26 protein-coding genes and 1 pseudogene are annotated in these 26,978 nt (G+C 70.7%); 19 read left to right on the forward strand and 8 right to left on the reverse strand.

Annotation, left to right across the window (positions count from 1 at the left end; all coding sequences use genetic code 11):
• Positions 1–2: 2 nt before the first annotated feature.
• Genes E6N53_RS00185 through E6N53_RS00195 form a run of 3 tightly spaced genes read right to left on the reverse strand, consistent with a single transcriptional unit; the run spans position 3 to position 2,652 of the window.
• Positions 3–467 carry a Mut7-C RNAse domain-containing protein gene (locus E6N53_RS00185; protein ID WP_142855947.1) on the reverse strand — a complete coding sequence of 155 codons (465 nt, stop codon included), beginning with the start codon at positions 465–467 and terminating at the stop codon, positions 3–5.
• The gene (gene polX / locus E6N53_RS00190; protein ID WP_142855949.1) at positions 467–2,218 is read right to left on the reverse strand and encodes a DNA polymerase/3'-5' exonuclease PolX; all 1,752 of its coding nucleotides are present in this window, start codon (positions 2,216–2,218) and stop codon (positions 467–469) included. The genes E6N53_RS00185 and polX overlap by 1 nt, the downstream gene beginning before the upstream one ends.
• A complete protein-coding gene (locus E6N53_RS00195; RefSeq protein WP_136588453.1) occupies positions 2,215–2,652 on the reverse strand; it encodes a DUF5788 family protein in 438 nt (145 codons plus the stop codon). Before E6N53_RS00195 ends, polX begins: the two co-directional genes overlap by 4 nt.
• Positions 2,653–3,290: 638 nt before the next feature.
• Between E6N53_RS00195 and E6N53_RS00200 the strand changes: the two genes are divergently transcribed.
• A complete protein-coding gene (locus E6N53_RS00200) occupies positions 3,291–4,676 on the forward strand; it encodes an alkaline phosphatase family protein (RefSeq protein WP_136588454.1) in 1,386 nt (461 codons plus the stop codon).
• 23 nt (positions 4,677–4,699) lie between these two features.
• On the opposite strand, the gene E6N53_RS00205 is transcribed toward E6N53_RS00200, so the two are convergent.
• Positions 4,700–5,806 (reverse strand): tubulin/FtsZ family protein, encoded by a 1,107-nt coding sequence (locus E6N53_RS00205; RefSeq protein WP_142855951.1) that lies wholly within the window; start codon positions 5,804–5,806, stop codon positions 4,700–4,702.
• A 90-nt stretch (positions 5,807–5,896) separates the two neighbouring features.
• On the opposite strand from E6N53_RS00205, the gene E6N53_RS00210 reads away from it, so the two are divergent.
• The 12 genes and pseudogenes from E6N53_RS00210 to E6N53_RS00265 all read left to right on the forward strand — a co-directional run bounded on the left by E6N53_RS00210 (position 5,897) and on the right by E6N53_RS00265 (position 19,480).
• A complete protein-coding gene (locus E6N53_RS00210; RefSeq protein ID WP_142855953.1) occupies positions 5,897–6,409 on the forward strand; it encodes a DUF7310 family coiled-coil domain-containing protein in 513 nt (170 codons plus the stop codon).
• A complete protein-coding gene (locus tag E6N53_RS00215) occupies positions 6,406–6,879 on the forward strand; it encodes a DUF7311 family protein (protein WP_142855955.1) in 474 nt (157 codons plus the stop codon). Before E6N53_RS00210 ends, E6N53_RS00215 begins: the two co-directional genes overlap by 4 nt.
• Positions 6,880–6,934: 55 nt before the next feature.
• Positions 6,935–8,890: an ATPase, T2SS/T4P/T4SS family gene (locus E6N53_RS00220; protein WP_142855957.1), complete on the forward strand. Its 1,956-nt coding sequence runs from the start codon at positions 6,935–6,937 to the stop codon at positions 8,888–8,890.
• Between the two features lies 1 nt (position 8,891).
• The gene (locus E6N53_RS00225) at positions 8,892–10,604 is read left to right on the forward strand and encodes a type II secretion system F family protein (protein ID WP_142855960.1); all 1,713 of its coding nucleotides are present in this window, start codon (positions 8,892–8,894) and stop codon (positions 10,602–10,604) included.
• A gap of 47 nt (positions 10,605–10,651) precedes the next feature.
• Positions 10,652–11,149: a DUF7283 family protein gene (locus E6N53_RS00230; RefSeq protein WP_142855962.1), complete on the forward strand. Its 498-nt coding sequence runs from the start codon at positions 10,652–10,654 to the stop codon at positions 11,147–11,149.
• Between the two features lie 2 nt (positions 11,150–11,151).
• Positions 11,152–11,532: a DUF7285 family protein gene (locus E6N53_RS00235; protein WP_236642285.1), complete on the forward strand. Its 381-nt coding sequence runs from the start codon at positions 11,152–11,154 to the stop codon at positions 11,530–11,532.
• Positions 11,529–12,383, forward strand: coding sequence for a DUF7284 family protein (locus E6N53_RS00240; protein WP_142855964.1), 855 nt, complete (start codon positions 11,529–11,531; stop codon positions 12,381–12,383). Before E6N53_RS00235 ends, E6N53_RS00240 begins: the two co-directional genes overlap by 4 nt.
• A gap of 58 nt (positions 12,384–12,441) precedes the next feature.
• Positions 12,442–15,411: pseudogene (locus E6N53_RS00245) on the forward strand (DUF7286 family protein); the annotation flags it as partial.
• 93 nt (positions 15,412–15,504) lie between these two features.
• Positions 15,505–15,933: a DUF5791 family protein gene (locus E6N53_RS00250; protein WP_142855969.1), complete on the forward strand. Its 429-nt coding sequence runs from the start codon at positions 15,505–15,507 to the stop codon at positions 15,931–15,933.
• A gap of 13 nt (positions 15,934–15,946) precedes the next feature.
• Positions 15,947–16,822 (forward strand): SDR family oxidoreductase, encoded by an 876-nt coding sequence (locus E6N53_RS00255; protein ID WP_142855971.1) that lies wholly within the window; start codon positions 15,947–15,949, stop codon positions 16,820–16,822.
• Between the two features lie 70 nt (positions 16,823–16,892).
• Positions 16,893–18,089 carry a DHH family phosphoesterase gene (locus E6N53_RS00260; RefSeq protein ID WP_236639781.1) on the forward strand — a complete coding sequence of 399 codons (1,197 nt, stop codon included), beginning with the start codon at positions 16,893–16,895 and terminating at the stop codon, positions 18,087–18,089.
• A gap of 305 nt (positions 18,090–18,394) precedes the next feature.
• The gene (locus E6N53_RS00265; RefSeq protein ID WP_142855973.1) at positions 18,395–19,480 is read left to right on the forward strand and encodes an aldo/keto reductase; all 1,086 of its coding nucleotides are present in this window, start codon (positions 18,395–18,397) and stop codon (positions 19,478–19,480) included.
• Here E6N53_RS00265 and E6N53_RS20875 read toward each other — a convergent pair whose 3' ends face one another.
• On the reverse strand, positions 19,481–19,651 hold the full coding sequence (locus tag E6N53_RS20875) for an HVO_0758 family zinc finger protein (protein WP_201740090.1): 171 nt from the start codon (positions 19,649–19,651) through the stop codon (positions 19,481–19,483). It abuts the gene before it with no gap.
• A 237-nt stretch (positions 19,652–19,888) separates the two neighbouring features.
• On the opposite strand from E6N53_RS20875, the gene E6N53_RS00270 reads away from it, so the two are divergent.
• The 4 genes from E6N53_RS00270 (at position 19,889) to E6N53_RS00285 (ending at position 23,510) form a co-directional block, all read left to right on the forward strand.
• Complete coding sequence (locus E6N53_RS00270; protein ID WP_142857207.1) at positions 19,889–21,067, forward strand: MFS transporter; 1,179 nt, start codon at positions 19,889–19,891, stop codon at positions 21,065–21,067.
• 60 nt (positions 21,068–21,127) lie between these two features.
• Positions 21,128–22,222: a glycosyltransferase family protein gene (locus E6N53_RS00275; RefSeq protein ID WP_142855976.1), complete on the forward strand. Its 1,095-nt coding sequence runs from the start codon at positions 21,128–21,130 to the stop codon at positions 22,220–22,222.
• A complete protein-coding gene (locus E6N53_RS00280) occupies positions 22,219–22,794 on the forward strand; it encodes a DUF7109 family protein (protein ID WP_236642286.1) in 576 nt (191 codons plus the stop codon). The genes E6N53_RS00275 and E6N53_RS00280 overlap by 4 nt, the downstream gene beginning before the upstream one ends.
• Before the next feature lie 116 nt (positions 22,795–22,910).
• Entirely contained in the window at positions 22,911–23,510 is a 600-nt protein-coding gene (locus E6N53_RS00285) for an NUDIX hydrolase (RefSeq protein WP_136588468.1), read from the forward strand.
• Positions 23,511–23,552: 42 nt separating this feature from the next.
• Here the strand turns inward: E6N53_RS00285 and E6N53_RS00290 are convergent, their stop codons facing one another.
• Positions 23,553–24,086 carry a DoxX family protein gene (locus E6N53_RS00290; RefSeq protein ID WP_142855978.1) on the reverse strand — a complete coding sequence of 178 codons (534 nt, stop codon included), beginning with the start codon at positions 24,084–24,086 and terminating at the stop codon, positions 23,553–23,555.
• Positions 24,087–24,392: 306 nt separating this feature from the next.
• Here E6N53_RS00290 and E6N53_RS00295 point away from each other — a divergent pair, with 306 nt between their 5' ends.
• The gene (locus E6N53_RS00295; protein ID WP_142855980.1) at positions 24,393–25,175 is read left to right on the forward strand and encodes a DUF7388 family protein; all 783 of its coding nucleotides are present in this window, start codon (positions 24,393–24,395) and stop codon (positions 25,173–25,175) included.
• Positions 25,176–25,275: 100 nt separating this feature from the next.
• Here the strand turns inward: E6N53_RS00295 and E6N53_RS00300 are convergent, their stop codons facing one another.
• Positions 25,276–25,710, reverse strand: coding sequence for an Hsp20 family protein (locus tag E6N53_RS00300; RefSeq protein WP_136588471.1), 435 nt, complete (start codon positions 25,708–25,710; stop codon positions 25,276–25,278).
• 79 nt (positions 25,711–25,789) lie between these two features.
• A complete protein-coding gene (locus E6N53_RS20880) occupies positions 25,790–25,948 on the reverse strand; it encodes a DUF7559 family protein (protein WP_201740091.1) in 159 nt (52 codons plus the stop codon).
• 136 nt (positions 25,949–26,084) lie between these two features.
• On the opposite strand from E6N53_RS20880, the gene E6N53_RS00305 reads away from it, so the two are divergent.
• Positions 26,085–26,963, forward strand: a complete 879-nt coding sequence (locus tag E6N53_RS00305; RefSeq protein ID WP_142855982.1) for a DUF429 domain-containing protein — start codon at positions 26,085–26,087, stop codon at positions 26,961–26,963.
• Positions 26,964–26,978 lie beyond the last annotated feature (15 nt).

Below are 26,978 nucleotides of genomic sequence, written 5' to 3' on the forward strand. Positions count from 1 at the left end.
ACTCACTCCGTCTCGTCTTTCACCCGCCTCAGCCGTGCCCGGACGTCGTCCCAGTGGCTCCCCTTCCAGAACACCTGCCCGCAGTCACGACACCGGTGACACGGCGTCTCCGTGGGGTCCGGCGCGTACGCGGGGACCGTTTCGTCCTCACCGACCGGGGCGACCCGACCGTTACACCGTCCACACCGTGCCGGCTCGTCCGCGAGCGAGAGGTCGAAGCCGTCCGCCAGCAGTTCACGGAGCTGGTCGTCTATCTCCCGGGCGTCGATGCGGACGCCGGCGGGCGCTCTGTCGGCTAGCTGTCTGTCTCTCGTCAGGAGCTGTCGCCCTTCGTCGCGAGCCACGGCGAGCAGGTCCTCGTCGGCCTCGAGCCCGCGGTCGAGCGCGTACGCCGCGTCGTACCCGCACATCCGAAGGTAGCGCGCCAGCTTGCCGAGCATCGCGTCGACGAGGAGTCGTCGGGCCATCAGCCGTCGAGGAACGCCCGAACCTCGTCGACGTTCCAGGTGTTGAGCACGTCGGCGGCCTCGGCCCAGCCTCGGCGCGCCGTGTGGACGCCGTAGCGGACGTTGTCGAACTCGCTCGGCGCGTGTGCGTCGGTGTTCACGACGACGACCGCGCCGGCGTCGACGGCTGCCCGGACGCCCGAGCCGTCGAGGTCGAGCCGGTGCGGGTTGGCGTTCACCTCCAGCGCCGTGCCCGCCTCCGCCGCGGCCGCCGCGATTCGCTCGTCGTCGAGTTCCATCCCCTTCCGGCGGTTCAACAGTCGGCCAGTCGGGTGGCCGAGCACGTCCACCGCGGGGTGTTCGATGGCGGCGACGAGTCGTTCGGTCGCCTCCTCGCGGCCTTGGTCGAGCGCGGCGTGCGGCGAGGCGACCACGATGTCCAGGTCGTCGAGGAGGGCGTCGTCCACCGAGAGGCCGCCGTCGGCGTCGATGTTCGCTTCGACGCCGTGGAACACTTCGATGTCGAACGCGTCGGCCGCCTCGGCGACGACCGATGCCTGCTCTCTCAGCTCCGCGTCCGAGAGGCCCACGCCGCCGACCATCCCCGCACCCGTCGCGTGGTCGGTGACCGCGTGGTAGTCGTAGCCCCGTTCTTCGGCCCCCGCGAGCATCGCTTCGAGCGTGGCGCGCCCGTCCGACCAGTCCGTGTGGGTGTGGAGGTCGCCGCGGACCTCGTCCGTGGTGACGAGGTCCGGGAGGTCGCCGGCGGCCGCCGCGTCGACCTCGCCGGTGTCCTCGCGCATCTCGGGTTCGATCCACGCGAGCTCCAACGCCGCGTACATCTCCTCTTCGGTGCGCCCCGCGACCCGTTCGCCGACGCGCTGGCCGGCGTCGGGGTCATCTACGTCGGAGACGTCGAACACGCCGTACTCGTTCATCTTCAGCCCGCGGGCGATGGCGCGGTTGCGAAGGGTGACGTTGTGCTCTTTGCTCCCGGTGAAGTATTGCAGGGCCGCCCCGTACTCGTCGGGGACGACGACACGGAGGTCGACCCGCTCGCCGTTGGCGCGGACGGCCGCCTTCTTCGTCCCCGATTCGATGACGCCCGTCGCGCCGTCCCAGTCGGCGAAGGCGGCGACGACACGGTTCGGCTCGTCGGACGCGACCAGCACGTCGATGTCACCGACCGTCTCGCGCCACCGCCGGATGGACCCGGCGACGTCGGCCTCGGCGACGGCGTCGTTGCCGCGCAGGTACGCGAGGAGGTCGTCCGCGACAGGGCGGGCCTCCCCCAGGAGCGCCCGTTCGCGCGACTGCCGGGCGAAGGGGATGTTCTCGAGGATGTTTTCCTCGGTCTTCTTCCCGAACCCCTTCACCTCCCGAATCCGGCCGTCCTCGGCGGCGGCTTCGAGGTCGTCGAGCGTCTCGACACCGAGTGCCTCGTACAGCTTCCCGACGGTCTTCGGTCCCACGCCCTCGACGCGCGTCAGTCCGGCCATGTCGACCGGGAGGTCCGCGCGGGCCTCCTCGAGTTCCTCGATTTCCCCGGTCTCGAAGTACTCGAGTATCTTCGCGGAGATGGCCTCGCCGACACCGTCGATGTCCTCCAACGCGTCGGCTCCCTCGGCGGCGACGTCCTCGATTGGTCGGGGGTCCTCCCGGATGTTCTCGGCCGCCCTGCGGTACGAGTTGGGCTTGTACGAGACGTCCTGTGCCTCGAGTAAGTCGGCGAACTCCTCGAACAGCGCCGACACCTCGTCGTTCCGGCTCATCGTCGGCTCGGTTTGTTGGCGTCTTCGCGTCCGAGCGCCTGCCGGAGGAACTTCATCCATCGCTTCTGGTCGGCTGCGTACTGGGCCTTCGCCTCGTTCTCGAGGTCGGCGGGTCGGAGCTGTTCGAGGGCGTTCAGCGCCCGGTCGATGCCGATGACGCTCTCGACGAGTGCTTCACCCTCTTCGTAGCTCACCTCGTTTCGCTCGATCTGCTGGACGCGCTGGAGGCGCTCGCGGCGGAGGTTCTTCTTCGCCTGCTCGACCCGGTCGCGCTCGCCGGGTGGGATGGTGTCCCGGCGTTTGATCTCGAAGACGAACTCTCGGAGGTTCACCTCCTCCCCCTGGACGACGATGCGGTCGGGGATGTCCGCGCCGACCGTCGCGCCCTCCCGGTTGACGCGTTCCAACAGCTGTTTCTGCTGGTACTCTTTCACACCTGTTCTACTGACGGGTCGGACTTTGCTCCTTCGCCGCCAGACGGGTGCAACGACGGTCGCGCCGGCACTGGTTCCGCGAGTCGTACCGAAGGGACGGACAGCAACGACCGACCGCACGAACACCGCACGCGACCGACCGCACGAACACCGCACGCGACCGACCGCACGAACACCGCACGCGACCGACCGCACGGCGCACGGACGCGGTGAAGCCACATCCTCCCCAGCCGACTGCGCTCCTCGCCGCGCACGTCCGTTCGCGGCTCCGGTGCTCGTCCCTCGCGCGGGTCGCGGACCGACGTCCGCGACGCCACGCGCTGGCACGCTCCCGGAGCGGTCGGCGCGCGACGAACGAGCGAACGCCAGTGAGCGAGTGAGCGTGCGAGGGTCTCGGCCGGGCTCCGTCCCGGCCGGACCGGCTGGGGAGGAAGAGGCTGCGGTCCATCACGCCCGTGTGTCGTGCGGTCCTCATGTTGTTCGAAGACACCCGCCCCCGTCGGCGTGGGACCACTTCGACCCGACGCGCCGCCGACTCTCGGTCAGTAATCGACGCTTCACCCACCAGGTCTCCGAGGCCGCCGCAAGAACGTCACTGGAAAAGAAGCTTCTTGGGGCCCCCCTCGGTATGGTCGGGTATGGGATTGTTCGACCGACTGCGCGGAACCGACCACCCGCGCGTCGCCTTCATCGGAATCGACGGGGTTCCATTCACGCTCCTCTCGGAGCACCCCGACGAGTTCCCCAACGTCGCCTCGCTCATCGAGGAGGGGAGCGCCGGCCCCATCGACAGTATCGTGCCCCCCGAGTCCAGCGCCTGCTGGCCCGCGCTCACCACCGGCGTGAACCCGGGCGAGACCGGCGTCTACGGCTTCCAGGACCGCGAGGTCGGCTCGTACGACACGTACGTCCCGATGGGCCGTGACGTCCAGGCGACCCGGCTGTGGGACCGTGTCAGCCAGGACGGCCGCGACGCCACCGTGCTCAACGTCCCGGTCACGTTCCCCCCTCAGCGGAACGTCCAGCGGATGGTGTCGGGCTTCCTCTCACCCTCCGTCGACAAGGCGGCGTACCCCGACGAACTCGCCGACTACCTCCAGTCCATCGACTACGCCATCGACGTCAACGCCAAACTCGGCCACAAAGAGGACAAGGGAGAGTTCATGGACGACGCCCACCGCACCCTCGACACGCGGTTCGAGGCGTTCAGCCACTACCTCTCCGCGGACGACTGGGACCTCTTCTTCGGCGTCTTCATGACCACCGACCGGGTCAACCACTTCCTGTTCAAGGACTACGAGCGCCTCGCGCCCGGTGCGTCCGGCGACACCGAGGGGCTGAAACAGGAGAACCGCGAGCTGTTCTTGGAGTTCTACCGCAAGGTCGACGAGTACCTGGGGAAGATCCGTTCGATGCTCCCCGACGACGTGACGCTCGTCGTCGCCTCCGACCACGGCTTCACCTCGCTGGACCACGAGGTCAACTGCAACGCCTGGCTCGAAGAGAACGGGTGGCTCTCGTACGCCACGGACGACCACGACGGACTCGACGACATCTCCGACGACACCCGGGCGTACTCGCTCATTCCCGGGCGCTTCTACGTCAACCTCGAGGACCGCGAGCCGCGCGGGTCGGTCCCGCAAGCGGAGTACGAGGCGGTTCGGAACGAACTCAAAGCCGAACTGGAAGCGTGGGAAGGCCCCGACGGGAAGAAGGTCGCCGCGCAGGTCGTCGAGAAGGAGGAGGCGTTCCGTGGCGAACACGACGCCATCGCCCCGGACCTCGTGGTCGTGCCGAACCACGGCTTCGACCTCAAGTCGGGGTTCAAAGACAAGGAGTCGGTGTTCGCACAGGGGCCCCGCAACGGCATGCACTCGTTCGACAACGCGACGCTCCTCGTCGACGACCCCGACGTCGCCATCGAGGACGCGGACCTCTACGACATCGCGCCGACCATCCTCGACCTGATGGAACTCGACTTCACGCGGACGGATTTCGACGGCGCGAGTCTCGTCCGGCAGTAACTGTCCGCACCCGCGCTGTGCGGTCAGGTGAGGTCGTCGAGTTCGTCGACGGCCCACCCGTTCGCCCCGCTCGAACCCGTCGTGTCGCGGCCGTCGTCGTCGGCTGCCGTGCCTGCACGACTCGCTTCTCTCGCCCGCTCGAAGAACGTCTCGACGCGCGGCGTCCGCTCGATTCCGCTCAACAGCACGAGCGACGCGATCTTCTCTGAACGCAGCGGGAAGTCACCGCCGCGGACCTGCATACACCCGGTCTCGTCTTCGACCCACCGACGGGCGCGCTCGACGCCCTTCCGCGGGATGGCCGCCGGGCGGCCCGCGACCACCACGAGCGCCGCCTCGGCACTGTCGGCCTCGATGCTTGTTCCGGTCAAGAGCGCTTGGCGGGTCGTGCTCGTCACGACGTTGACGTTCTCCCCGGCGTCGCGCGCGGCCGACGCGTCCGCGTAGCCGACGGTCGCGAGCGTGCCGTTCCGGAGGGTGTTGATGAGCTCCGACGCGTCGACGACGCTCTCGGCGACTTCACTCCCGGCGTCGACCTCTCCCGCCGCGAGCAGGAGCCCCAGCCGACGGGCGATGGCCTCGTTGACCCGTTCGTAGCCCGATTCGAGACTGTCGCCAGTCCTTCGAAACGCGTCGTTGTCGACGAGGAGCACCGCGTCAGCCTCGCGCGCGAGTGTCTTCAACGACCGGCCCGCGTTCACCTGGTACAACGCCCCCTCGTCTCGGCCGGGGAGCACGCCGATGGCGTAGACGGGCCTGTCGTAGACGCGGTTCAGTTCCTGGACGAGGACGGGCGCACCGCCCGACCCCGTGCCGCCGCCGAGGCCGGCGACGACGAAGACGGCCTCCGCGGCCGCCTCGACGACGACCGCGTCGAGCACCGCTTCGATGTCCTCGCGCATCACCTGCGCGCCGAGTTCGTTGTCGCCGCCGACGCCGTGGCCGGAGACGCGTGACTGGCCGATGAGAAGCGACTGTACCGTGTCGGGGAGGGCGCGGAGGTCGGCCGTCGCGGTGTTGACCGCGACTGCGCGGCGGACGGCATCGTGACGCTCGCCAGCATCGAACGCCTGGAGGGCGCTGACGAGTTTCCCGCCCGCCTGACCGACGCCGATCAGGACGGACTGCATGACCGTGTCGAACACCTGTCCGTCAATGATGTTTTCGATGTTTCACCTCGCGGCGAGCGTTTTTATCCGAGGAGGCGGCCACCGCCCCGCATGACGGACGACCTTCGGACCCGGCTCGAAGCGGTCGAACGGGCCGTCGCCGGCGGCGAGACCGACCTCGCTCACGTCGCCGACGCGGCCGCCCTGGAAGCACGTCTCACGACGGTCGAAGAACGGCTCGACGCTCTCGAGACACGACTCGACGACCTCGATGCGACGACGCAGGCGGTTCGCGGCTATCTCGGCGGCGTCGACGACGTCACCGCGGACGTCGAACGACAGGCGTCGCTGGCGCTTGCGAAGGCCGAGCGCGTCGAGTCCCGCGTGTCCGACACCGACGAGGGCCTCTCGGTCGAGCGGCTTCCGGCGGCGTCGACCGACCGGCAGGTCGCCGACGGCGCGCACGACACCCGTTCGGATGCGCGTCCGGGCCGGCCGGAGCGTGTTTCGGCGACGCCCGATGGCGCTGGTCGGCCAGCCCCGCCAGACGCCGCCGACGGGAGCCGTGGAACCGACCACGGGCCCGAGGAGTCACTCGTCGCGCGGCTCCGGGACGCGCTGTGACGGCGGTTCGAACGCTCCTCACCGTGGTCGTCGCGACCGCGTTGCTCGGTGCGTCGCTGCCAGCCCTCGACGACGCTCGCGTCGACCGGACCGAGCGTCGCCTCGACGCGAGTGCGACTCGGCTGACAGACGTCGCCGCCGGCCTCGTCGCCACCGACGACCCGGTCCCCGTGGGCGCGCGCGGCGCGAGTCGGACCGTCGTCGTCACCCTTCCGTCGGCCGGCGTCGCAGACGCCCGCGCGGCGTCTCTCTCCGTCGGCGGCCTCCCGAACGCGTCGCACCCGTCCACGGTCGGCTACCGCGTCGCCGGACAGCCGCCGCGACGGCTCGACACCGGCGTCCGGTTCGTCACTGGTGAACGCCCGCTCGTCCTCTCTCCGGGGCGGCACACGCTCCGACTGACGCTCGTCCGAGTCGAGGGACGCGTGGGCGTCCACGTTCGCGTCGCCGAGTCGACCTCGCTCCGCTGACCGTGGACTCGTCTCGGACGAACGTTCAAATACCGGTACGAGGCCAGAGCGGCCCATGACGCTCCTCACCACACTCGTCGACCGCTCACGGGCGCTCTTCGGAACGGACGACGACGACGCGGCCTGTGCCTGTGGGCTCTCCTTCGAGACCCCGGCCGGCACCCACGCCGAGTGCGGCACCGAACTCCGCGTCGCCGCGGACGACTGTCCGGGGAACGGTGACCTCGCCGCGTCGGCCGACTGTCGGGCGACGGTGACCGGGGCACTGACCGAACGCGACGCGGACCTCGTTCGCAGCCGCGCCGGCGGCGTCGACCGACTGTACACCGACGACGCCTGTGCGCTCCTCGTCGCCGCCGGACGGTTCGCCGAGCGCGCCGCCCACCACGATGCCCGTCTCGCTGCGCGCGCGCTGTGTGACCCGCTGGGTGCCGCTCACGAGGCGACGGGACGCGCCGGCCCCGTCGCCCGAATCGCGGCCGAGACGGGGCTCGAGATGGGCGCCCAGCGTGCCGACGGCGACGGGTACGAGACGGTGCTCCGGGCGCTCACCGCACCGACCGTCGCCCGCTGTCGTGTCGGCGTCGACCCTCCCGTCGGCGCGACGCTCGTCGACGCGTGGGAACTCGACACCGGTGCACGCGTCAGGCTGTACGACGTCGACGAACGACACTCGTCATGCCGGCAGGCGGCGGCCGACGACAGCGACGGCCGGCAGTGGTACCACCTCGTCCCGGCGTGGCAGCGTCTCGACGAGTCGGCACTCGAGACGCTCGCCGCCGCGCGGCGACTTCTCGCCACCGGGGGCGTCACGGGAGGCCCGCGCGCACCATACCGGGCGGTTCGACGAAGCGCCGACGACAGCGACCCGGTCGAACGGCTCGGCGCGCTCTTGGCCAAGCACACGCGGGGCCACGGTGTCTTGGACGACGTCTTCGCCGACGAGCGTGTGACCGACGTCTTCGTCACGAGCCCCGTCGACGAGAACCCCGTCCGCGTCGTCGTCGACGGCCGACGGCTCGAGACGAACGTCCACCTGTCGCACGCGGGTGCGGCGGCGCTTGCCTCACGGCTCAGGCGGGCATCGGGCCGCGCCTTCTCGCGGTCGACGCCGACGCTCGACGCGACGGTCGACACGTCGACGGACCGCCGGATTCGGCTCGCTGGCGTCGCACCCCCCGCCAGCGACGGCCTCGGCTTCGCGTTCCGGGCACACGACGAGACCGTCTGGACGCTCTCCCGACTCGTCGCCCTGGGGACTCTCCCGGCCGCCGCGGCCGGCCTCCTCTCTTTCGCTGTCGAGCGTGGAGCGGCGACACTCGTCGCCGGGCCGCGCGGCGCGGGGAAGACGACCACCCTCGGCGCGCTCCTCTGGGAACTCCCCACGACGACGCGGGCCGTCGTCGTCGAGGACACGCCCGAACTCCCCGTCTCGGCGTTACAACGGCACGGCCGCGACGTCCAGTCGATCTACACGGGGCTCGACGACGGTGCCGCGCTCTCGCCCACCGATGCCCTGCGCGCGGCACTTCGACTCGGCGACGGCGCTCTCGCAATCGGCGAAGTCCGCGGCGAGGAGGCTCGGGCGCTCTACGAGGCGATGCGAGTGGGAGCGGCCGACGGTGCGGTCCTGGGGACGGTCCACGGGGTCGGCGGCGACGGGGTAAAAGCGCGGATGGTGACGGACCTCGCGGTCTCCGAGCAAGCGTTCGGCGCGACAGACCTGGTGGTGACGCTCACCGCCGAGGCCGGGCGCCGGGTGACGCGTATCGAGGAGGTCCGGTCGACGAGCGAGAGTGTGCACTTCACCGCGCTGTTCGAGATGAGCGACGACTCCGACCGGCTCGAGCCCACCGGTGTGATCGACCGCGGCGAGAGTGCCATCCTCCCGACGCTCGCCCTCCCCGGGGAGTCGTACGCCGACGTTCGAACCACGCTCTCGGAGCGCACCGCAGCCATCGACCGACGCGCCGCGGCGGGCCTCACGGCTCCCGACGCGCGGGGGGACTGAGATGTCGTCGGCGCTCACGAGGCTGCTCACCGCGCTCGCTCAGCCCTGGCCGGGTGCGGTCGCGACTGACGAGACGCTCGCCCGCCAGTTGTCCTTTCTCGGTTCGTCGGTGTCGGCGGACGTGGTCGTTCGGGGCGGCTACACGGCTGGCGTTCTCGGTGCCGTCCTCGTCGGTTTCGGTGGGTTCGCGCTCGGAATCGACGCCGGGGCTGCCGCGCTCGTCGCCGCGACTGTCGGCACCGTCGTCGTCCACGTCGTCCACCGGGCACCGGCGGCGTTCGCCGCCGTCGAGCGGACGCGCGCGCTGTGTGCGGCGAGCGACCTCGTCGGTCGCCTCGTGCTTCACGCGCGGTTCACACCCGCCGTCGAACCGGCGGTCGTCTTCGCCGCCCGGACGGGGACGGGTCCGCTCGCGCGGAGTCTCGACGACCACGTCCGCCGGGCGGCCGGGACGCCCGCGACGGGGCTCGACAGCTTCGTCGCGGCGTGGCGACCGTGGTTTCCGGCGCTCGAACGCGCCGCGGACCTGGTCGCGACGGCCGTCGACGCGCCTCCGTCGGAGCGGTCGACGCTGCTCGACCACGCGCGGTCGACCGTCGTCGAGGCGACCCAGGAGCGGATGGCGTCGTTCGCGGCCGACGTCCGCGGCCCGGCGACGGCGGTGTACGCGTTCGGCGTCCTGTTGCCGCTGGCGCTCGTCGGAATCCTCCCGGCGGCGGGCGTCGCCGGGGCGTCGATATCGCTCACCGCGCTCGCGCTCGGGTACGACGTCCTGCTTCCGCTCGCGCTGTTCGGTGCGTCGGGGTGGCTCCTCGCTCGTCGTCCGGTCACCTTCGCGACGCCATCGGTGTCGCGCAGCCACCCCGATGCACAGGTCCCGTGGTGGCGACCCGCGCTCGCCGGCCTCGTGACCGCCGGGACGTTCTGGGTCGTCGCGACCGTCGTCGTCGGGGACTGGGCCGCTCCGGTGGTCGTCGTCGGGACGGGCGTCGGTTCGGTGTTCGTGGTCCGGTTCCATCCGGCCGTCACCGTCCGGCGGCGTGCGCGCGCCGTCGAAGACGGCTTGCCAGAGGCGCTCTCGCTCGTCGGCCGGCACGTCCGCGACGGGACGGCCGTCGAGGCCGCTGTCGAACGCGTCGGCACGGAACTGTCGAGCGAGACCGGTACGCTGTTCGCGGCGGCCGCGGGCGTCCAGCGACGGCTCGGTGTCACTCTCGACGAGGCGTTCCTGGGTGAGTTCGGCGTGCTCGCCGACCTGCCGAGCCCGCGCACTCGCGCGGCCGCGACGCTGCTCTCGGTGGCCGCTGTCGAGGGACGGCCCGCGGGCGAGACCGTCGTGGCGATGGCCGAGCAACTGCGCGACCTCGAACGCGCCGAACGGGCCGGACGGCGAGAGCTCGCGGCGGTGAGCGGGACGCTCGCCAACACTGCGGCCGTCTTCGGACCACTCGTCGGCGGCGCGACGGTCGCGCTCGCGGCGCGCATCGCCAGTGTCGACGCGGGCGCGGCTGTCGGGCCCGCCTTCTCCGTCTCTGGGCTCGGGACCGTCCTCGGCGGCTACGTCTTCCTCATGGCGGCGACGTTGACCGCGCTGGCGACCGGGCTCGAATCCGGGCTCGACCCGACGCGCGTCGGCTACCGGGTCGGTATCGCACTCGTGCTGGCCGGCGTGTCGTTCCTCGTCGGGGTCGTCGCCGCCGGCCTGCTACTCTGAACGCGTCTCGCCGAGCGTTTTTATCCGAAGACGCGGCCAGACCGCCCATGTTCGACACCCCGATAGACACGTGGTACGCGTGGCTCGGCCTCGCGGCGGCGACGCTCGTCGTCTTCGGCGTCGTGTCGTCGCTCCCGACGACCCCCGCGCCGGACGCTCCGGCCGTTGCCGAGACGGTCGACGCCGTCGCGACGAGCGAGTACGAGACGACGGCGACCCGCGCGCTCGACGCGCGGGCCGTTCGCATCGGCCCGCGGCGCATCGGTCTGCGAACCGACGCCGGGACGGCACACGCGACGCTCGGCTACCGCGTCGTCCCGGTCGAGCCGGGCACGACACTCGCCCGCGTGCTCCGCGGGCAGCCGCCGGCGGCCGTCTTCACCTCCCGGGCGACGTTCGAGCGCGCCGTCGACACCGCCCGTGACCGCGCTCGCGACCCCGCGTGGCGGCCCGCCGGTCGACACCTCGTCGTCCGCCGCCTCTCGTGGGACGGCGTCGACGTCACGCTCGTCGGGACGCTCGATTCGAGACCGGGGGGTGTCTGAGCGTGTCTCGCCTCCGCGGACAGGTCGAGCCGCTCGCGGCGCTCGCGGCTCTGTTCGCCGTCTGCGTCGGGCTCTCGACGTACGCGGTCGTCCTCGTCGACACCGGTGGCCCAACCGACCGTGACCTCGCCGAGCCGACGCTCGCGGCCGTCCACGACGACGTCACGGTTCGGGGGGTCGTCCATCCCGCGCGCCTCGACCGCACACCCGGCGACGGGCCGGCCGGCGCACGGCTCAACGTCTCGCTCGCGACGGGCGAGCGGCGGTGGGCAGTCGGACCCGTGGTTTCGGCGCACGGTGACCGTGCGTCCCGGCCCGTGAGTGTCCGACTCGGCCCGGGACGCGTGCGTGCGGGGAATCTCCGGGTGGTGGTGTGGCGATGACACGGCGGAACGAACGGGGAATCAGTACCGTCGTCGACGTGTCCGTCTTCCTCCTCCTCGTCGGGGCGGCCGTGTTCTCCGTCGCGACTGCCGCGGATGCGAGCGCCGACGACACCGTCTCGATCACTGCCGACCGTGACGAGGCGACCGTCGAGACGCTCGCGACGACGACCGCGACGGTCCAGTACGACCTCGGCGTCGACGACCGGACCGGTGAACCCATCGAGCGGGCTCGCCACGGGACGCTGGCCGAACTGCTCGCGGACGCCGCCGTGGCGAACGCCACTGTCGACGGCGCACCCCTGTCACCGTACGCGGTCGGTTTCGTCGACGCCGTCGAGACCACCGTCTCACCCCTGCTCGACGGGCGGACGCAGGTCGCCGCCACGTGGCGTCCGATTCCGGGAAGCACCCTCGCCGGCCAGGTCCGACTCGGTCCCGACCCCCCGACCGATTCGACCGTTCACGCCGCGACGTTGACCGTCGACAGCGGGATTCCGCCGACCAGTGACCGCGCGCGTTCCGCCTCCGTCGGCGGGTACGGCCACGTCGCGGACGTCGTCGCCCGCGGGACCGTCGACGGGCTGTTCCCGCCGCGCCGAACGCGGGTCGCGCTGGACGGCGACGGGGCCGACGCCGTCGTCGCCCGGGAGCAGTTCGCCTCGATGCGGTCGGCGTACGACTCCGAGACGACGTTCGAAGCGGGCGTCGAGCCCGCGCGGGCCGACCTCACCGCGGCCGTCTCGAACCGCACCACACGAACGCTCGCATCGCAGTTCGAGACGCCGCGCGCGGCGGCCGCGGCAGTCCGGACCGGCAGCGTGCACATCGTCGTCAGGACGTGGTCGTGATGCGGCTGGCAGACGACACCCGTGGACGGGTCCCGTTCGCGCTCATCTACTCCTCCTCGGGAGCACGACCTACGCGAGCACGCTCGCGACCGACGAACTGCGCGTCGACCGCGACGTCGAGGCGGCGATGGACCGGGCGACGGCCGCCTCGGAGACGGCGCTTCGGACCGCGGTGTCTCGCGCCGCCCGAGACGCCGCGCGGACCCCGGTCGTCGAGCCGGCGTCGAGCAACTGGGGTGACGTACTGGACGAGGACCGTCCGTTCCGCGACAGCCTCCGGGTTCGGATCTACGTCGCGGCGCGCGAGAGCTTCGAGCGCGCCGCGTACAGCCGCGGCGACGTCACGGCCGCCGCCTCGCTCCCGGCGACGCCGACGCCGGCAGCCCTCGAACGCAGGCTCGACCGCATCAGCGTTCGGGGCGTCGAGAACGGAACCGCCCTCGAGGTGCGGCTTCGGAACGTCTCCGTCGTCGCCCGACAGGACGGTGACGTCGTCGCCCGCGAGACGGCGAACTGGACCGTCACCGTCGCGACGCCCGTGCTCGCGCTCCACGACCGGACGGTCCGGTTCGAACAGTCGCTCGCGCGTGGTCCGCTCAAGGGGCCGGGGCTCGGTCGGCGACTTACAGCCCGCCTCTACCCGGTCGCCTGGGCGCGCGGCTACGGCCAGTGGGGCGGGTTACCCGTCAGTAACGTCGTCGGCACCCGGCACGTCGGCGTGGCGACCAACGGCGCTGTCCTCGACCTCCAGCGGGCGGCGTTCGGGCGCGCCGACCCGACTGGTCGAACGGCCCAAACGCGGGCGCTAGGGCGACTGCTCCTGGACGACTCCCGCGCGGGGCTGAGCACGCCCGAAACGAGCCTGCTCGCGAGCGTCGCACCGCTTCCGACGCCCGACCCCGACGACGCCGAACAGCGGATTCCGCGGCTCGCTCGCCCCGACGCGCCGACCCCGGACAAGCGGGTCGAGCTCGGTGTCGACGACACGGCCGACCGGGCGTTTGTCGCGTTCCACGCGGGCGAGAGAGGCCCGTCGCTCGACGCGGTACTCGAACGCGCGTACCGGGTGAATCTCACCCTGCGAACGCACGCGAGGCTCGTCGAGTCGGAGCCGTGGCCCCAACCGCGAGCACCCAGCGCCGGCGCCGCCCTGGTGAACGAGACAGTGACGGCCAGCGCCACGGTCGACGGCGGCTCGGCGTCGCTTCCACCACACCCCGCCACCGCGACTCGGTTCCGAACCGCGACCCGACACGTCACGGTCCGTCATCGAGTCGAACGAACCTGGCGACGTGGAAACACGACGTTCGAGACGACAGCGACGACGACCGAGCGGTACGCCGTCGGCATCGCCGTCGACGGATCGCTGGCGTCGCTGGCGGGCACGCCGACGCGCCCCGTCGTCCCCGTCTTCGAACCGGGTGGTGCGCTCGACGGTCCGAACCTCGCGGACGTCCCCCCGATGGCGGACACGTTCCTCACCCGTCGCGGCGGTGTCGAACACGTCGCCGCGCAGCGGGTCCTCGAGGGTCCCGAAGCACTCGACCGGAACGGGAGCGTCACCGGAGCACAACCGCCGGACCTCCGCGAGTGGGTCGAAGCGGACGTCCTCGACCTCCACCGTACGGTGCGGAACACCTCGACACCGGTTCGGATGGGTGACGCCGCCACGGGACGAGCGAACCCGTCGGCGCAGCTCCGAGAACGACTCGACACCGGACGGGACGCACTCGTCGACGCGCCGTCCCAGTACGACGGCGCGGCCGACCGTGCCCGGGTCGCCGTCCGGGCTGCGTACCTTGCACGGGTCGAGGCACGACTCTCGGACCGTTCGAACGCGACCGTGCGAGCGAACGACCGACTCGCCGACGCGCTCCGGAAGCGTCACATCGACCTCGACGGCCGGGCGACGGACATCATGTCGGTTCGGCGTCCGACGCCCCCTAGCCACCGACCCGTCGGCGGCCCACTCGGCGGCGAGGACGTGTTCGTCCCGCAGGGTGGCCCACCGTATCTCGACGTAGCGGGCGTCGACCGCGCCGACAGGGCCTGGAGCGACCGGTACGGGACGGCGTACCCCCTGCGGACCCGGAACGTCAACGTGTTCACCGCGCCCTACGGCGACGCCGTCGACGCCGTCTTCGGGGCGAACGAGGAGAACACGGTCAGGCTCCACACCGCTGCCACCACGCTCCGCGCGCTCGAGACCGCCGGCTCGGACACACCCGACCTGGCGGCCCGGCGTGACGCGCTTCGGACCGGGGTTGCGACATCGCTCGCCCACGTCCGTACCCGAACGACGGACGTCCTCGCCGACGAGACCACGCTCTCGGAACCGGAGCGTGAACGGGCCGTCACCGATGCTTTCTCGACGTGGAACCGGACGTCGGCGAAGGCGCTCGCCGTCACGAACGGCTCGTTCGTCCCCCGTGTCGTCCGCGCGGCCGGCCTCGAAGGCGACGAGGCCGCCCGGGTGAGCGCCCACCTGCGGGTCGCCGTCGCCGAGGCGCGAAACAGTGAGACGACGCGCGTCGACCTCGAGGTGGTCGACCGTGGGGCTGACGCGGTCCGTCAGCTCTCCAAGACGGCGGCCACCGAGGCGCTCGGGACGGTCGTCGCCAACGGTACCGACCGGCTCGCCAGTCGAACGAAGGGAAAGGCGGTCGTGCTTCCGGCGGGGCTCCCGCTCCTTCCGACACCGACCAACTGGTACGCCACGGTGAACGTCTGGGACGTCCACGTCCAGGGGTACTATCCGCGGTTCGCCGTTCGGACCCGACGGGGCCTCCCCGGGGAGACGGTGACGTACGTCCGTGACGGCGGTGACGCGGCCGTCGACATCGACGGCGACGGCGTCGACGAGCCGCTCGGTCGCGCGTCGCGCATCCGGTTCTCGGTTCAGACCGTCGTCTTGGTCGCGGTCCCGCCCGGCAAGACGGGTGTCGGCGACACTGATGGCCAGGGCGTCGAGGACTCACCCGGCTGGGGTGAGCCGATCCCTCAGCCACGATCCCGTGTGGCGGGCTGAGACACTCGACTCGTGAGCAGTGGCGACGCGACTCGACCCGGGCCCGCTGCGAAAGTGACAACCGTTTTCATCCCCCCAGAACCACACTCCGGTATGTTCTACGACGTTGTCGACGACCCAGCATCGCACGGCGCAGGAGAACTCCGCGCCGCGTACGAGCGAGCGCTCGCGGACGTCATCGACGCTCACGGCGCCGAGACCGTCGCCGCCGAGTCGGGCGTCGACGCCGACCGCCTCGAGACGCTCGCCGCGGGCGAGTCGGCCGAACTCAGCGTCGAGGAGGCGATGGCCGTCCTCGCCGTCGACGCCGACCTCGACGCCGAGACCATGGCGCTCGAACTCCGCGACCGCCTCCTCATGGGGATGACGACCGGTGTCCTGGACGTCGACACGCTCGCCGCCGAGACCGACCTCGACATCTCGGGGCAGGAGGTCCAACAGTCGCTCGAAGGCCGCCGCCGGACGACGCTCGCCGAACTCGCGGCGATTCACCGCGTCATCGCCGTCCGGAACGACCGCTGAGGGGACGACGAAGATGAAGGTAGTCGTCCTCGGCTGTGGGTACGTGGGGCTCGAACTCGGCCGCCAGCTCACCGCAGCGGGACACGACGTCGTCGGAGTCCGTCGGTCCGATTCGGGACTGGAGGCCGTCGCCGACGCGGGACTCGACCCCGTCCGTGCGGACGTCACGGAGTCGGAGACGCTCGCCGACGTCCCCGACGCGGACTGGGTGGTCTTCGCGGCCAGTTCGGGCGGCCGCGGTGCCGACGCCGCCCGACGGGTGTTCGTCGACGGCCTCCAGAACGCCGTCGACGCGTTCGCGGCTCGCGAGTCGCCACCGGAGCGACTCGTGTACACCTCCTCGACGGGGGTCTATGGCGACCACGACGGCGACTGGGTGGACGAGGCCACCTCGCTCGACCCGACGACGGACAAGACACGCGTCCTCGCACGAGCGGAGGAGGTCGCGCTCTCGGCACCCTTCTCCTCGACGGTCACGCGCTTTGCCGGTCTCTACGGTCCCGACAGATACCGGCTCGAACGCTACCTCGAGGGGCCGGTGACGGAGGGGTATCTCAACATGGTCCATCGCGACGACGCCGCCGGTGCCGTGCGGTTCGCCCTCGAGCGGGACGTCGACGACGTCCTCCTGGTCGTCGACGACGAACCCGTCTCGAAGTGGGAGTTCGCGGATTGGCTCGCCGACGCGTGCGGGGTCGCCCGTCCGGAGAAGCGTACGAAAGCGGAACGGCTCGCTGCGGGCGACCTCTCGGAGGCCGCGCGGCGGCGCATCCTGACGAGCAAGCGCTGTTCCAACGAGCGGCTTCGAACCCTGGGGTACGAGTTCGTCTATCCGACGTTTCGCGCGGGCTACCGGGCCGCAATCGACGCGTATCGGCGTGACGTGTGACTGATTTGTGTCCCCGCAGCGGAGACCGAATGTGGGAATCTTCATGACCCACCGCACAGACTGGGTGGGTATGTCCGCGAGAAGCGAGCGCCTCGTGCTCCTGCAGGACACCGGGTCGGTTCTCGACGGGGCCGAGTCGTTCGTGCGGACGTATCCAGAACTCGCGGTAGCGGTGGCGTTCGCCGCCGTCTCACTCGTCGGCGGAGCGTACGCCCTCCTGCGGTTCAAACGGCCCCTGGGGACGCGATTTCTGGAGGCGCTCGCGAGCCGTGACGAGATCGTGGTGCTGATGCACCCCAACCCGGACCCGGACGCGATGGCCGCGGCCATCGGTGTCGCTTGCCTCGCGCGCCAGGTCGACACCGCGGCGACCCTCCAGTACACCGGGCAGATTCGCCACCAGGAGAACCGCGCGTTCCGCACGGTGCTCGACCTCGACATGGACCCCATCGAACACGTCTCCGAACTCGCGGCGGAGGCCGTCGTCCTCGTCGACCACAACGAACCGCGGGGGTTCGCGGGCGCGGAGGGCGTCCTCCCGTTCGCCGTCGTCGACCATCACCCCGGCAACGGGACGGGCGAGGCGTTCACCGACGTCCGGACCGGGTACGGCTCGTGTTCGAGCATCGTCGCGGAGTACTTCCGCGACGTCGGCGCGACGCCCGTCCCGCCCGAGATGCACGCCTCGGAGGTCGGCGCGGAGTACACCCTCCCCTCGGAGGTGTCGACCGGCCTGCTGTACGGCATCCTCACCGACACCAGTCGGCTCACCGCCGGCTGTTCGGCCGCGGACTTCTCGGCCGCCGGTTATCTGTACCCCGGCATCGACGAGGACCGCCTCAACCGTATCGCCAACCCGGAGGTGTCGAAGGAGGTCCTCGAAGCGAAAGCGCGCGCCATCGCCGGCCGGCAGGTCCAGGGGCCGTTCCTCGTCAGCGACGTCGGCGCGCTGTCGAACCTCGACGCCATCCCGCAGGCGGCGGACGAACTCATCAAGATGGAGGGCGTGACCGCCACCGTCGTCGTCGGCGAGAAGAACGGCAACATCTACCTCTCGGGGCGCTCGCGCGACGACCGCGTCCACATGGGTCGCACGCTGAAGTCGGCGCTGGCCGACCTTCCCGGGTCGTCGGCTGGCGGGCACGCGCGCATGGGCGGCGCACAGATCACCCGCAGCGACGGCATCGTCGACACGGACGGCGGCCTGCGTATCGAGCGCGAGGCGCTCGTCGAGCGGCTGTTCGAGTCGATGTCCGGCGAGACGTAAGGGAGCGCTCGGAGTCGGCTGGTTCGAGCGACCCGACGGACTCCGTGGCGTGACAGTCCGTCGTCGTGCGGTCGGTCACGGTGTGGACACGAAATGCTCCTTCGCGACGTCCGCACCGGTTTCGGCGATGACCGCGCGGGACACGGCCACGATGTGACCGCAACCTCACCCCCCCAGCCGCCTCGCACGAGTCCTGTTTCGCACACGCCTGCCGTCAGGGCGTCGGGGCGTTCCTGCTCGTCACCCGCCGTCCTCCCGTACTCGGAACACGAACCCCTATCCATCCCCACACCCTCTCACCTCACATGGCCACCCGTGAGGGCACCTGGCGCTACCGGAACCGGTTCGGTGAGAGCTTCGGACGCACCTACTTCCGGCGGTTTCCTCCCGGCGTCGTCTCCTCGCTCGGGCTCGGAACCTACCTCGGCGACGCCACCGACGCCGTCGACGCCCGCTACCACGACGCGCTCGTGGCGGCGTTCGAGAGCGGCGTCAACCTCGTCGATACGGCGGTCAACTACCGCTGTCAGCGCGCCGAGCGGGTCGTCGGTCGGGCGCTCGCCGACGCCGACGTCGACCGCGACGAGGTCGTGGTCACGACCAAGGGCGGGTTCGTCCCGTTCGACGGGACGCCGCCCGAGGACCCCTCGGCGTACGTCCGCCGGGAGTTCCTCCAGACGGGCCTGCTCGCCGCCGGCGAGTTGGCGCGCGGCAGCCACGCGCTCTCCCCCGCATACCTGGACGCGATGCTCGACCGTTCCCTGTCGAACCTCGACCTCGACCGCGTCGACTGCTACTACGTCCACAACCCCGAGACGCAACTCCACGCCCGCTCGCGGGCGGCGGTGTACGACCTCCTCGAAGCCGCGTTCGAACGGCTCGAACGCCGCCGGGCAGACGGGGATGTCGGTGCCTATGGCGTCGCCACCTGGAGCGCCTTTCGGGTGCCGCCGGACCACGACCAGTACCTCTCGCTCGCGGAGGTCGTCGCCCGCGCGGCGGCGGCGGCCGACGCCGTCGGCGCGGACGAATCCGGACTAGCGGCCATCCAGTTGCCGTTCAACGTGGCGATGGCCGACGCGTTCACCCGTGCGGCCCACGGTCCCGACCACGGACAGAGCGCGCTCGAGTACGCCCACGAGCAGGGATTACACGTCTTTACCTCCGCGAGTCTCGGCCAGGGCGATCTCGCCCGGTCGCTCCCTCGAGCGGTCGACGCCGAACTCGCGGGCGACACCCCCGCACAGCGCGCGCTCAACTTCGCTCGTTCGGCACCCGGCGTGACCGCGTCGCTCGTCGGTACGTCGACGCAGCAACACGTCGCCGAGAACGTCGCGGCGGGGACGTTCGACCCGCTCGGTGCGCGGGCGTTCGACGCGGTCTTCGAGTGACTATCTGAGCTCTTTCCACTGCCGCCCACACTCGGGGCAGGTCCGGACCGAAAACACCTCGTCGGGGTCGTTCTTCTTCTTCAGCGTCTTCTCACACTCGCTGCAGTTGAGACGCTCGTAGTTGTCCTTGTAGAGTTCACCCTCACGAAGACCCTTCCGCGTCGATTTCATACGCGGCCGTTCGAGACGGCGGGGGAAAAAGACCCCACCCCGCGTCTGACAGCCGGCCGACGCGGGCCGTGTCCGGCAGTTATCGGCCGACTGCCACGATGGCCGGTGCCGGCCGACAGCACGACGCTCGACTGCTGTCACCGTGGCGCACTCACACCGCGGAGTCGGAACGTTTGTCGTCTTCTCGCGACAACCGCGACTGTGAGCAGACGTCCCCTCTTCGGCACCCTCTGTGCGATGGTGTTCCTCGTGAACCTCGCACGCGTCATCTTCGCCCCGCTCGTCGGCGAGTTCATCACCGTCTTCGACGTCGGCGAGGCCACCGCCGGCGCCATCGCGACGGCGGTCTGGTTCGGTAGCGCCCTCCCTCGCCTCCCGGCCGGGTGGCTCCTCACGCGGGTCCCGCGACACCGGGTCATCCTCGGGACGGGCCTCGTCCTCACGGGCGCGTCGGCGTTCACCGCGACGGCCGACACCGTCCTCACGCTCGCCGCTGGCGCGCTGTTGATGGGGCTATCCTCCGGCGTCTACTTCGTCGCCGCCAACCCGCTCGTGAGCGAACTCTACCCCCAGGGCGTCGGGCGTGCGATGGGCATCCACGGGATGGCCTCGCAGGTCGCTGCGGTCATCGCCGCCCCGCTGGTGACGCTCGCACTCGTGTACTCGTGGCGCGTCGCGTTCGTCTGTATCGGCGTCGCCGCCTTCGTGGTCACCGTCGCCCTGTTCGTGACCGCCCGGCGGACGGACCTCCCCACGGCCGGCGTGGACGACCGTGACCTCCTCGCGGGTATCAAGCGCGAGTGGCGGCTCGTCGTCGTCGGCGTCGTCATCCTCGGAACGACCGGCTTCGTCTGGCAGGGGCTGTTCAACTTCTACGAACTGTACATGCGCACGAAGGGGCTCTCGCCCGCGATGGCGAAGAACACCCTCACCGTGGTGTTCGCCGCGGGCGTCCCCGCCTTCTTCGTCTCCGGACGCCTCGCCGACCGCCTCCCCCACGTCCCGTACCTCCTGGGAATCGTGGCCACGTTCGCGGCCTGTGTGTTCCTCCTGACGACGACGACGGGCTTTCTCGCGCTCTTCGTCGTCACGGCCGCCATCGGCTACGTCATCCACAGCCTCTTCCCGGCGATGGACACCTTCCTGCTCGACACTATGCCCGACGAGACGCGCGGGAGCGCCTACGCCGCGTACTCGACGGGGATGATGTTCTCGCAGGCCGGCGGCTCCGGGACCGTCGGGACGCTCGTCGAGCGCGGCATCGCGTACGACACGGTGTTCGCTGGCTTCGCGCTCTGTCTCGTCGGCATCGTCGCCGTCCTCGGCGCGCTCCGACTCCTCGGTCGACTCCCAGGGACGGCGGGCGGGTCGGTCGTCGCCGACCGACTCGGCGAGCGGGAGAGCGACTGTGACTGACTGGCCCCTCGAACGCACCCGGTCGCGGGACTTTTGCCGCTCGGTTCCCTGAAGCAGGTGATGGAGTACGTCCAAGAGCGCATCACGACGCTCCACGACCTCGGGGACGCCACACCGGCGGCACCGGTCGACCGGGCCGCCGTGGTCGTGCCGATGACGGAGCGCGAGTACGCCGGACTCGCGGCCGAGCGCGTGCTCTCGGCGCTCGAACGCGTCGCCCCCGCCCGCGTCGTCGTGCCCCTCCGCGCCTCGGCCGAACGGGCCGGCGCTTTCACCGAGTGGCTCGCCGAGTACGACCTCCCGCTCACCGTGGTCTGGTGCGATGGCCCACGGATCGAGTCACTGCTGACGGAACACGGCCTCGACGGTCCCCGCGGCAAGGGTCGCGACGTGTGGCTCGCGCTCGGCGCTGCGCTCTCCGAGGAGTTCGTCGTGTTCCACGACGCCGACACGAAGACGTACGACGCCACGTACGTCCCCCGGCTCCTGTTCCCGCTCGCGCACGGTCACGCGTTCTCGAAGGGCTACTACGCCCGCGTGGAGGACCGGCGGCTCTACGGGCGGCTCTTCCGCCTCTTCTACGCGCCGCTGGTCCGCGCGCTCGGCGAGGCGCACGACCACGACGTCCTCGACTATCTCGCCGCCTTCCGCTACGCGCTCGCCGGGGAGTTCGCCGCGACGAGCGACCTCGCCGCGAGCCTCCGCGTGGAGCGCTCTTGGGGGCTCGAGGTCGGGACGCTCGGTGACGCGTTCGCCCACGCTGGGTTCGACGGCAGCGCGCAGGTCGACCTCGGCGCGTACGAACACGACCACCGTTCGGTCTCCGGCCCCACCGGGCTCTCGGACATGTCCCGTGGCGTCGGTCGGGCGCTCTTTACGGCCGTCGAAGCACACGGTGTCACCCCCGAGTACGCCACGCTCCCCGACCGCTACCGCGAGACGGCGCGCCGGTTCGTCCGCGCGTACGGCCTCGATGCGGCCTTCAACGGCTTCGAACACCCCTCCGACGAGGAGCGCTCACAGGTGGACCGCTACGCCGAGGCGGTCGTCTCGCCCACCGGTGACGACCGCCTCCCGGCGTGGGCGGACGCCCCCATCACGCCGCGTGACGTGCGCGAGTGCGCCGACGCGGACCTCCGGGAGGTCCGAGAGTGAGCACGTCCACTCCGTTCGACACCGGTGCGCTGCCCGTCGCCGACGCCGACGAACTCGCGGGCGTCGTCGACTTGTTCGGCGCGCTCACGTCCACGCAGGTGGTCGCCGCGCTCGTCGAACTCGCCTACCGCCAGCGCGGGAGCGTCGACGAGGCGGCTGTCCAGGCGGCGGCCGACCGCGCGGTCGGATGGGCCGTCGAGCGATACTACCTGGTCGAGTACGCGTCGAGTGATGCCACAGCGCGCGCTGACGACGGCGACGGCAGCGGCGACGTCGACCCGCTCCTCACCGTCGGGCCGGTCGCGTTCCCGACGCTCCCCGAGGCGGCCGAGGACCTCCCGCACATCCTCGACGTCGAGACGCGCTCGGTGTCGCGGGAGTCGCTGGCGCGGGCCGTCGAGACGCGACTGCGGGGCGACGCGGCCCGGGCGGTCGTCGCCGAGGACGAGGCGCGCATCCAGCACCTGTTCGACGTCACCTACGACCTGGAGGCGTGGGCACCCGTCGACGTAAGCGAAGTCCGCGAGCGACTCGAGGACGCGCTGGCGTCCGCCGGCGACTCGTCGCCGTAATCGCCGTCGCCGCCACAGTCGCTGTCGTCGTCATCGTGACGGTCGTCGCGGGACCGCGGGCGTCGAGTGTTGCCCGATGCATACAGGGTTAAGACGTTCGGCCCGCTGTGTCGTGTATGGACCTCTCCGGCGTCGGCCGTCACACGCCCGCCTCGCTCGAGGGGATGTCGCGGCAGGCGGCGGTCGTCGCCCCCGTCGTCGCCCGCGACGGTGAAGACCACCTCCTGTTCACCAAGCGCGCGGACCACCTCGGCGAACACGCCGGGCAGATGAGCTTCCCGGGTGGCGGCCGCGAGCCGAGCGACGAGTCGCTCGAGGCGACGGCGCTCCGGGAGGCGAACGAGGAGATCGGACTCCGACCCGAAGAGACCGAACTGTACGGCCGCCTCGACGACATCGAGACGGTCACCGACTACTCGGTTCGCCCGTTCGTCGGCCGCATCCCCGACCGCGAGTACACCCCCGACGAGCGCGAGGTCGCCGAGATAACCGTCCTCCCGGTCGCGGCGCTCGCCGACGACGCCAACTACGAGTCCGAACTCCGCGACCACCCCCACTACGGCGAGATACGCATCCACTTCTTCCACGTCGACGGCTACACCGTCTGGGGCGCGACGGGACGGATGCTCGTCCAACTGCTGGAACTCACGACCGACTGGCGGATGCCGCCGGAGGTCGACCGCGTGGTCGGCCCCGACGCGGACCTGCCGGTCTGAGGCGTGTGCGGACGGAAAAACGAGCACCGGCTCGGATGTCGGTCACCCGAGCAGGTACTTCAGTGCCGGCCGTTCCTTCACGAGCGTGGTCGCCTCGAAGACCCGGTCGAGACCGATGATGCGTCCTGCGGCGAGGGTGCCGACGATGACGAACATCAAGAACCCGAACAGGTCCCCGTTGACGTAGCCGTGCGCCCAGTCGGCGTTGCCGAGGTAGAAGAACACCATCAGGAACGCGCCCCAGAAGGCGGCGAACCGGGTGAACGCCCCGAGGATGAGTGCGAGGCCGATGAGCGTCTGGCCGACGGGCATGGCGAGGTTCGTGAAGCTGAGCAGCCACGGCGTCTCCGCCGCGAAGAGGAAGAAGCCGTGAATCGGGCTGCCGGCCGTCCCGTTGGCGAGCCAGCCGGCCGCGTTGAACGCCTCACCCGAGACGAAGGCGTACTTGCTCACGCCGGCGTTGAGGAACCAGTAGCCGGTGACGAGCCGCACGATGACCGTTACGTATCCAGTGAGCGATTCCGCGTACGCGAACTCGATGGGCTTGCCAAGCCACTCGACGCTGTTGGTAGTCATGATCGTTCTCCACTTCCTCCTTCTCCGGTCGTGAGAGTATAACCGGTCTGTGGCTCTCACAACCCGAGAAACGGGTGATTCGAGGCTCCTCTCGCACGCGAACCGGCTCACCGTCCGTTAATCCGTCCGGTTCCGACCCGCTCTCGGTCGTTCCAGCGGGCTCCGACTACGTCTCGACAGAGGGCATCCCTCGGCGGAGAACGACAGCGTTTTGTCCCGAACGTCGGTACGACGGTCATGGTCGCACAGACGATTGATCGCGTTCCGCGACGACTGTGAGTTCTCCGCCGACAGAGGTGTCTCGAGATGTTGACCGGTGAGCGTGCCGTCTCGGAGACGGGCCTCGACGCCGTCGCACTGAAGCCCACCGAGTGCGACGTGCGCCGCGCGCTCGACGTACCGCTCTCGACCGTCGCAATCGACTACGAGGGTCCCGACTCGCTGCCGGACGGGGCGGTCCTCGAACGGCTGGCCGCCGAACGGACGGTCAGGCTCACGACTCCCGTCCGGGCCGACGGCTTCGACCCGCTCGGCGACGACTCGCGCTGGGCGTCGATTCCGGCCGGTGTCGACCAGGTGCTCGTGGCCGGGCACGGCGCGTATCTCACGGACGACGAAACACAGCGTGCCGTCGCCCCACGGCTCCGTGCGGCGCGCGAGCGGGCACCCGATGCGTGGGTCGGCACCGAGGGAATCGAACGCATCGCGCTCGCCGCCGGAGGGACGCAGTACGAACTGCTCTCGCGGTCGACGCGCCGCGACGTCCGCGCGCTCCGGGCGACAGGCTTCGACGGCGAAGTCGCCCTCTACGCGCCAACGGTGTTGACCGACGACGAGGACACGATGCTCGACGCGGTGGGCGCGTACGCGGCCCGCCGTCGCCCCGTCGCCCGCGCGCTCCCCGAGGGCGCTTCGACCGATGCGACCGCTTCGGGCCGGGCGCGCGACGTCCTCTCCGCGGCGGTCCGTGACTACGCGCTCGTCGGCACGCCCGAGGTGGTGTCCGAGCGGATTCGCGAACTGAAGGGGGCCGGCGTCGACCTCGTCGTCGGGTACCCCGCCCGGGGCGTCGACGAGTTCTGCGGCTGAGGCACGCTCTGTGACTGGTTCGCCGAACGGGAGTTCGCGTCACTGTCCTGCTCCCGGCGTCTCATCGCGCACGCTGCGCCGAGGCCGTCGGAGGGGTGGCTCAGGACTCGTCGGACACGTCGTCCGCTTCGTCTCGGACCTCGACGTCCGTCGCGCGGTCGTCCTTGGGGATGCGGATGCGGAGGGTGCCGTTGTCGGCGAGCGTCGCGGAGGCGCCGTCAGCGTCGACGGCCGCGTCGTCGGGGAGCGTCACCTCGCCGTCGAGCGAGAGGCCGCGGCCGGGGAAGCGCATCTCGAAGCCGTCGTAGAACTCTCGGAAGCGGTCGATGCGAATCTGTACCTGTCCATCGAGGAAACGGACCTGCACGTCGGAGCGCTGGACGCCCGGGCTGTCGAAGACGACCAGATACGCGTCCTCGCTCTCGAGGAGGTCGTGCGGGAGGGGTTTTCGTTCCTGCACCCGGCTCATCCCGCGACCGACCCGCTCTAGGACCGTGTTGGCCACCGACTCTCCGATCTCGCGAATGCCTGTCATCGTTCGTGTTCGAGGCTAGTGGCCCGCGGGAGAAAAGCGTTGTTCGACGTCGGCGTTGGTGGTGCTGCCGCCGCTTCCCTCAGAGTTCGATGCGTTCGAGCGTGTCGGTCTCCCCACAGTACGGACACTGCAGGTCCGTCACAGAGAGGTCTTCGGGGACGTCGTAGGTGTAGTGGTTCTCGAACATGTCCAACTCACAGTCCGGGTTGAGACATCTGATCTCCTCTGTTTTCGGCATGGCCCACGCTTGCGGCGAGAGGGGGATACGCTTTTCGGACCCCCCGCCGCCGACCCGACCACGCGGCACTGACGCCGGCGTTTCCGCCGGCCAGAGCCAGCACCGTTAAGTAGATGTGACGTATCAACCCTGAGAAATGTGTGGAGAGTTCACACCGCCGTCTGTCGTCTACGGCGTCGTCTACGGCAGGAATCGCCGCGGGGTCGCGGACCAGGGCGTGAGTGAGACGTGGGTCTGTCGGGCCGTCGTCACCGACGACACGCTCACCGTCGACCGGTGTGCCCCCGTCGAGGACTGGTTCGACGACCCGGAGTCCCCCGACACGACAGCGTCGTCCTCCTCGGACGCGCCCGACGGCAGACTGCCGCTCACGACGTTCCTCGCGGACCTCCCACCAACGGCCGCCGCCGGCATCGATTTTCCCTTCGGACTCCCCGAGCGCGTCGTCGCCGAGGACACCTGGACGGAGTTTCTCCGCACGCTCCCCACGTGGTGTACCAGTCCGGCCGACCTCCGCTGGCGGTGTGAACGCCGGGTTCGACTGGTCGACGGGTCGTCCGACATCCGCGTCCGGGCGACGGACGCGCCGCTGAGTGCGCTGTCACCGTTCGACGACCGTATCGTGGCGTCGACGTTCTTCGGCCTCCGCGATGTGCTTCGCCCGCTCGTCCTGACTGACCGGGTTCGCGTGCCGCCGATGACCGCTCCGCAGTCGGACCGGCCGTTCGTCATCGAGGTGTACCCCGCGGGCACGCTCGTCGACCTCGAACTGTTCTCCGACGACTCGGACGAGGCGTCGGACCCGGTGCGTCGCGAGGCGACGGTCGACGGCCTCGCGGAGGCGGCCGACTGCGTCCTCGACGTCGACCGTACGGCGCACGAACGAATCGTCGGCGACGACGCGGCGCTCGAGAGTCTCGTCGCGGCCTACGCCGTCTACCGGAACACCCGCACGGCCGCGTCGCTGCGCGTCTCCGACCCTCGGCGACACATCGAGGGGCAGGTCTTCGTCTGAGTGCCGAAGGCCTCA

The sequence above is a fragment of the Salinigranum halophilum genome (assembly GCF_007004735.1).
GTDB classification, from domain to species: Archaea; Halobacteriota; Halobacteria; order Halobacteriales; family Haloferacaceae; genus Salinigranum; species Salinigranum halophilum.

Excerpts from the sequence above, each read along its gene's own strand:
- E6N53_RS00185 (WP_142855947.1), bottom strand. The coding sequence starts at position 467 with ATGGCCCGACGACTCCTCGTCGACGCGATGCTCGGCAAGCTGGCGCGC.
- polX (WP_142855949.1), bottom strand. The coding sequence starts at position 2,218 with ATGAGCCGGAACGACGAGGTGTCGGCGCTGTTCGAGGAGTTCGCCGAC.
- E6N53_RS00200 (WP_136588454.1), top strand. The coding sequence starts at position 3,291 with ATGGGATTGTTCGACCGACTGCGCGGAACCGACCACCCGCGCGTCGCC.
- E6N53_RS00205 (WP_142855951.1), bottom strand. The coding sequence starts at position 5,806 with ATGCAGTCCGTCCTGATCGGCGTCGGTCAGGCGGGCGGGAAACTCGTC.
- E6N53_RS00210 (WP_142855953.1), top strand. The coding sequence starts at position 5,897 with ATGACGGACGACCTTCGGACCCGGCTCGAAGCGGTCGAACGGGCCGTC.
- E6N53_RS00220 (WP_142855957.1), top strand. The coding sequence starts at position 6,935 with ATGACGCTCCTCACCACACTCGTCGACCGCTCACGGGCGCTCTTCGGA.
- E6N53_RS00225 (WP_142855960.1), top strand. The coding sequence starts at position 8,892 with ATGTCGTCGGCGCTCACGAGGCTGCTCACCGCGCTCGCTCAGCCCTGG.
- E6N53_RS00230 (WP_142855962.1), top strand. The coding sequence starts at position 10,652 with ATGTTCGACACCCCGATAGACACGTGGTACGCGTGGCTCGGCCTCGCG.
- E6N53_RS00240 (WP_142855964.1), top strand. The coding sequence starts at position 11,529 with ATGACACGGCGGAACGAACGGGGAATCAGTACCGTCGTCGACGTGTCC.
- E6N53_RS00250 (WP_142855969.1), top strand. The coding sequence starts at position 15,505 with ATGTTCTACGACGTTGTCGACGACCCAGCATCGCACGGCGCAGGAGAA.
- E6N53_RS00255 (WP_142855971.1), top strand. The coding sequence starts at position 15,947 with ATGAAGGTAGTCGTCCTCGGCTGTGGGTACGTGGGGCTCGAACTCGGC.
- E6N53_RS00260 (WP_236639781.1), top strand. The coding sequence starts at position 16,893 with ATGTCCGCGAGAAGCGAGCGCCTCGTGCTCCTGCAGGACACCGGGTCG.
- E6N53_RS00265 (WP_142855973.1), top strand. The coding sequence starts at position 18,395 with ATGGCCACCCGTGAGGGCACCTGGCGCTACCGGAACCGGTTCGGTGAG.
- E6N53_RS20875 (WP_201740090.1), bottom strand. The coding sequence starts at position 19,651 with ATGAAATCGACGCGGAAGGGTCTTCGTGAGGGTGAACTCTACAAGGAC.
- E6N53_RS00270 (WP_142857207.1), top strand. The coding sequence starts at position 19,889 with ATGGTGTTCCTCGTGAACCTCGCACGCGTCATCTTCGCCCCGCTCGTC.
- E6N53_RS00275 (WP_142855976.1), top strand. The coding sequence starts at position 21,128 with ATGGAGTACGTCCAAGAGCGCATCACGACGCTCCACGACCTCGGGGAC.
- E6N53_RS00285 (WP_136588468.1), top strand. The coding sequence starts at position 22,911 with ATGGACCTCTCCGGCGTCGGCCGTCACACGCCCGCCTCGCTCGAGGGG.
- E6N53_RS00290 (WP_142855978.1), bottom strand. The coding sequence starts at position 24,086 with ATGACTACCAACAGCGTCGAGTGGCTTGGCAAGCCCATCGAGTTCGCG.
- E6N53_RS00295 (WP_142855980.1), top strand. The coding sequence starts at position 24,393 with ATGTTGACCGGTGAGCGTGCCGTCTCGGAGACGGGCCTCGACGCCGTC.
- E6N53_RS00300 (WP_136588471.1), bottom strand. The coding sequence starts at position 25,710 with ATGACAGGCATTCGCGAGATCGGAGAGTCGGTGGCCAACACGGTCCTA.
- E6N53_RS20880 (WP_201740091.1), bottom strand. The coding sequence starts at position 25,948 with ATGCCGAAAACAGAGGAGATCAGATGTCTCAACCCGGACTGTGAGTTG.
- E6N53_RS00305 (WP_142855982.1), top strand. The coding sequence starts at position 26,085 with ATGTGTGGAGAGTTCACACCGCCGTCTGTCGTCTACGGCGTCGTCTAC.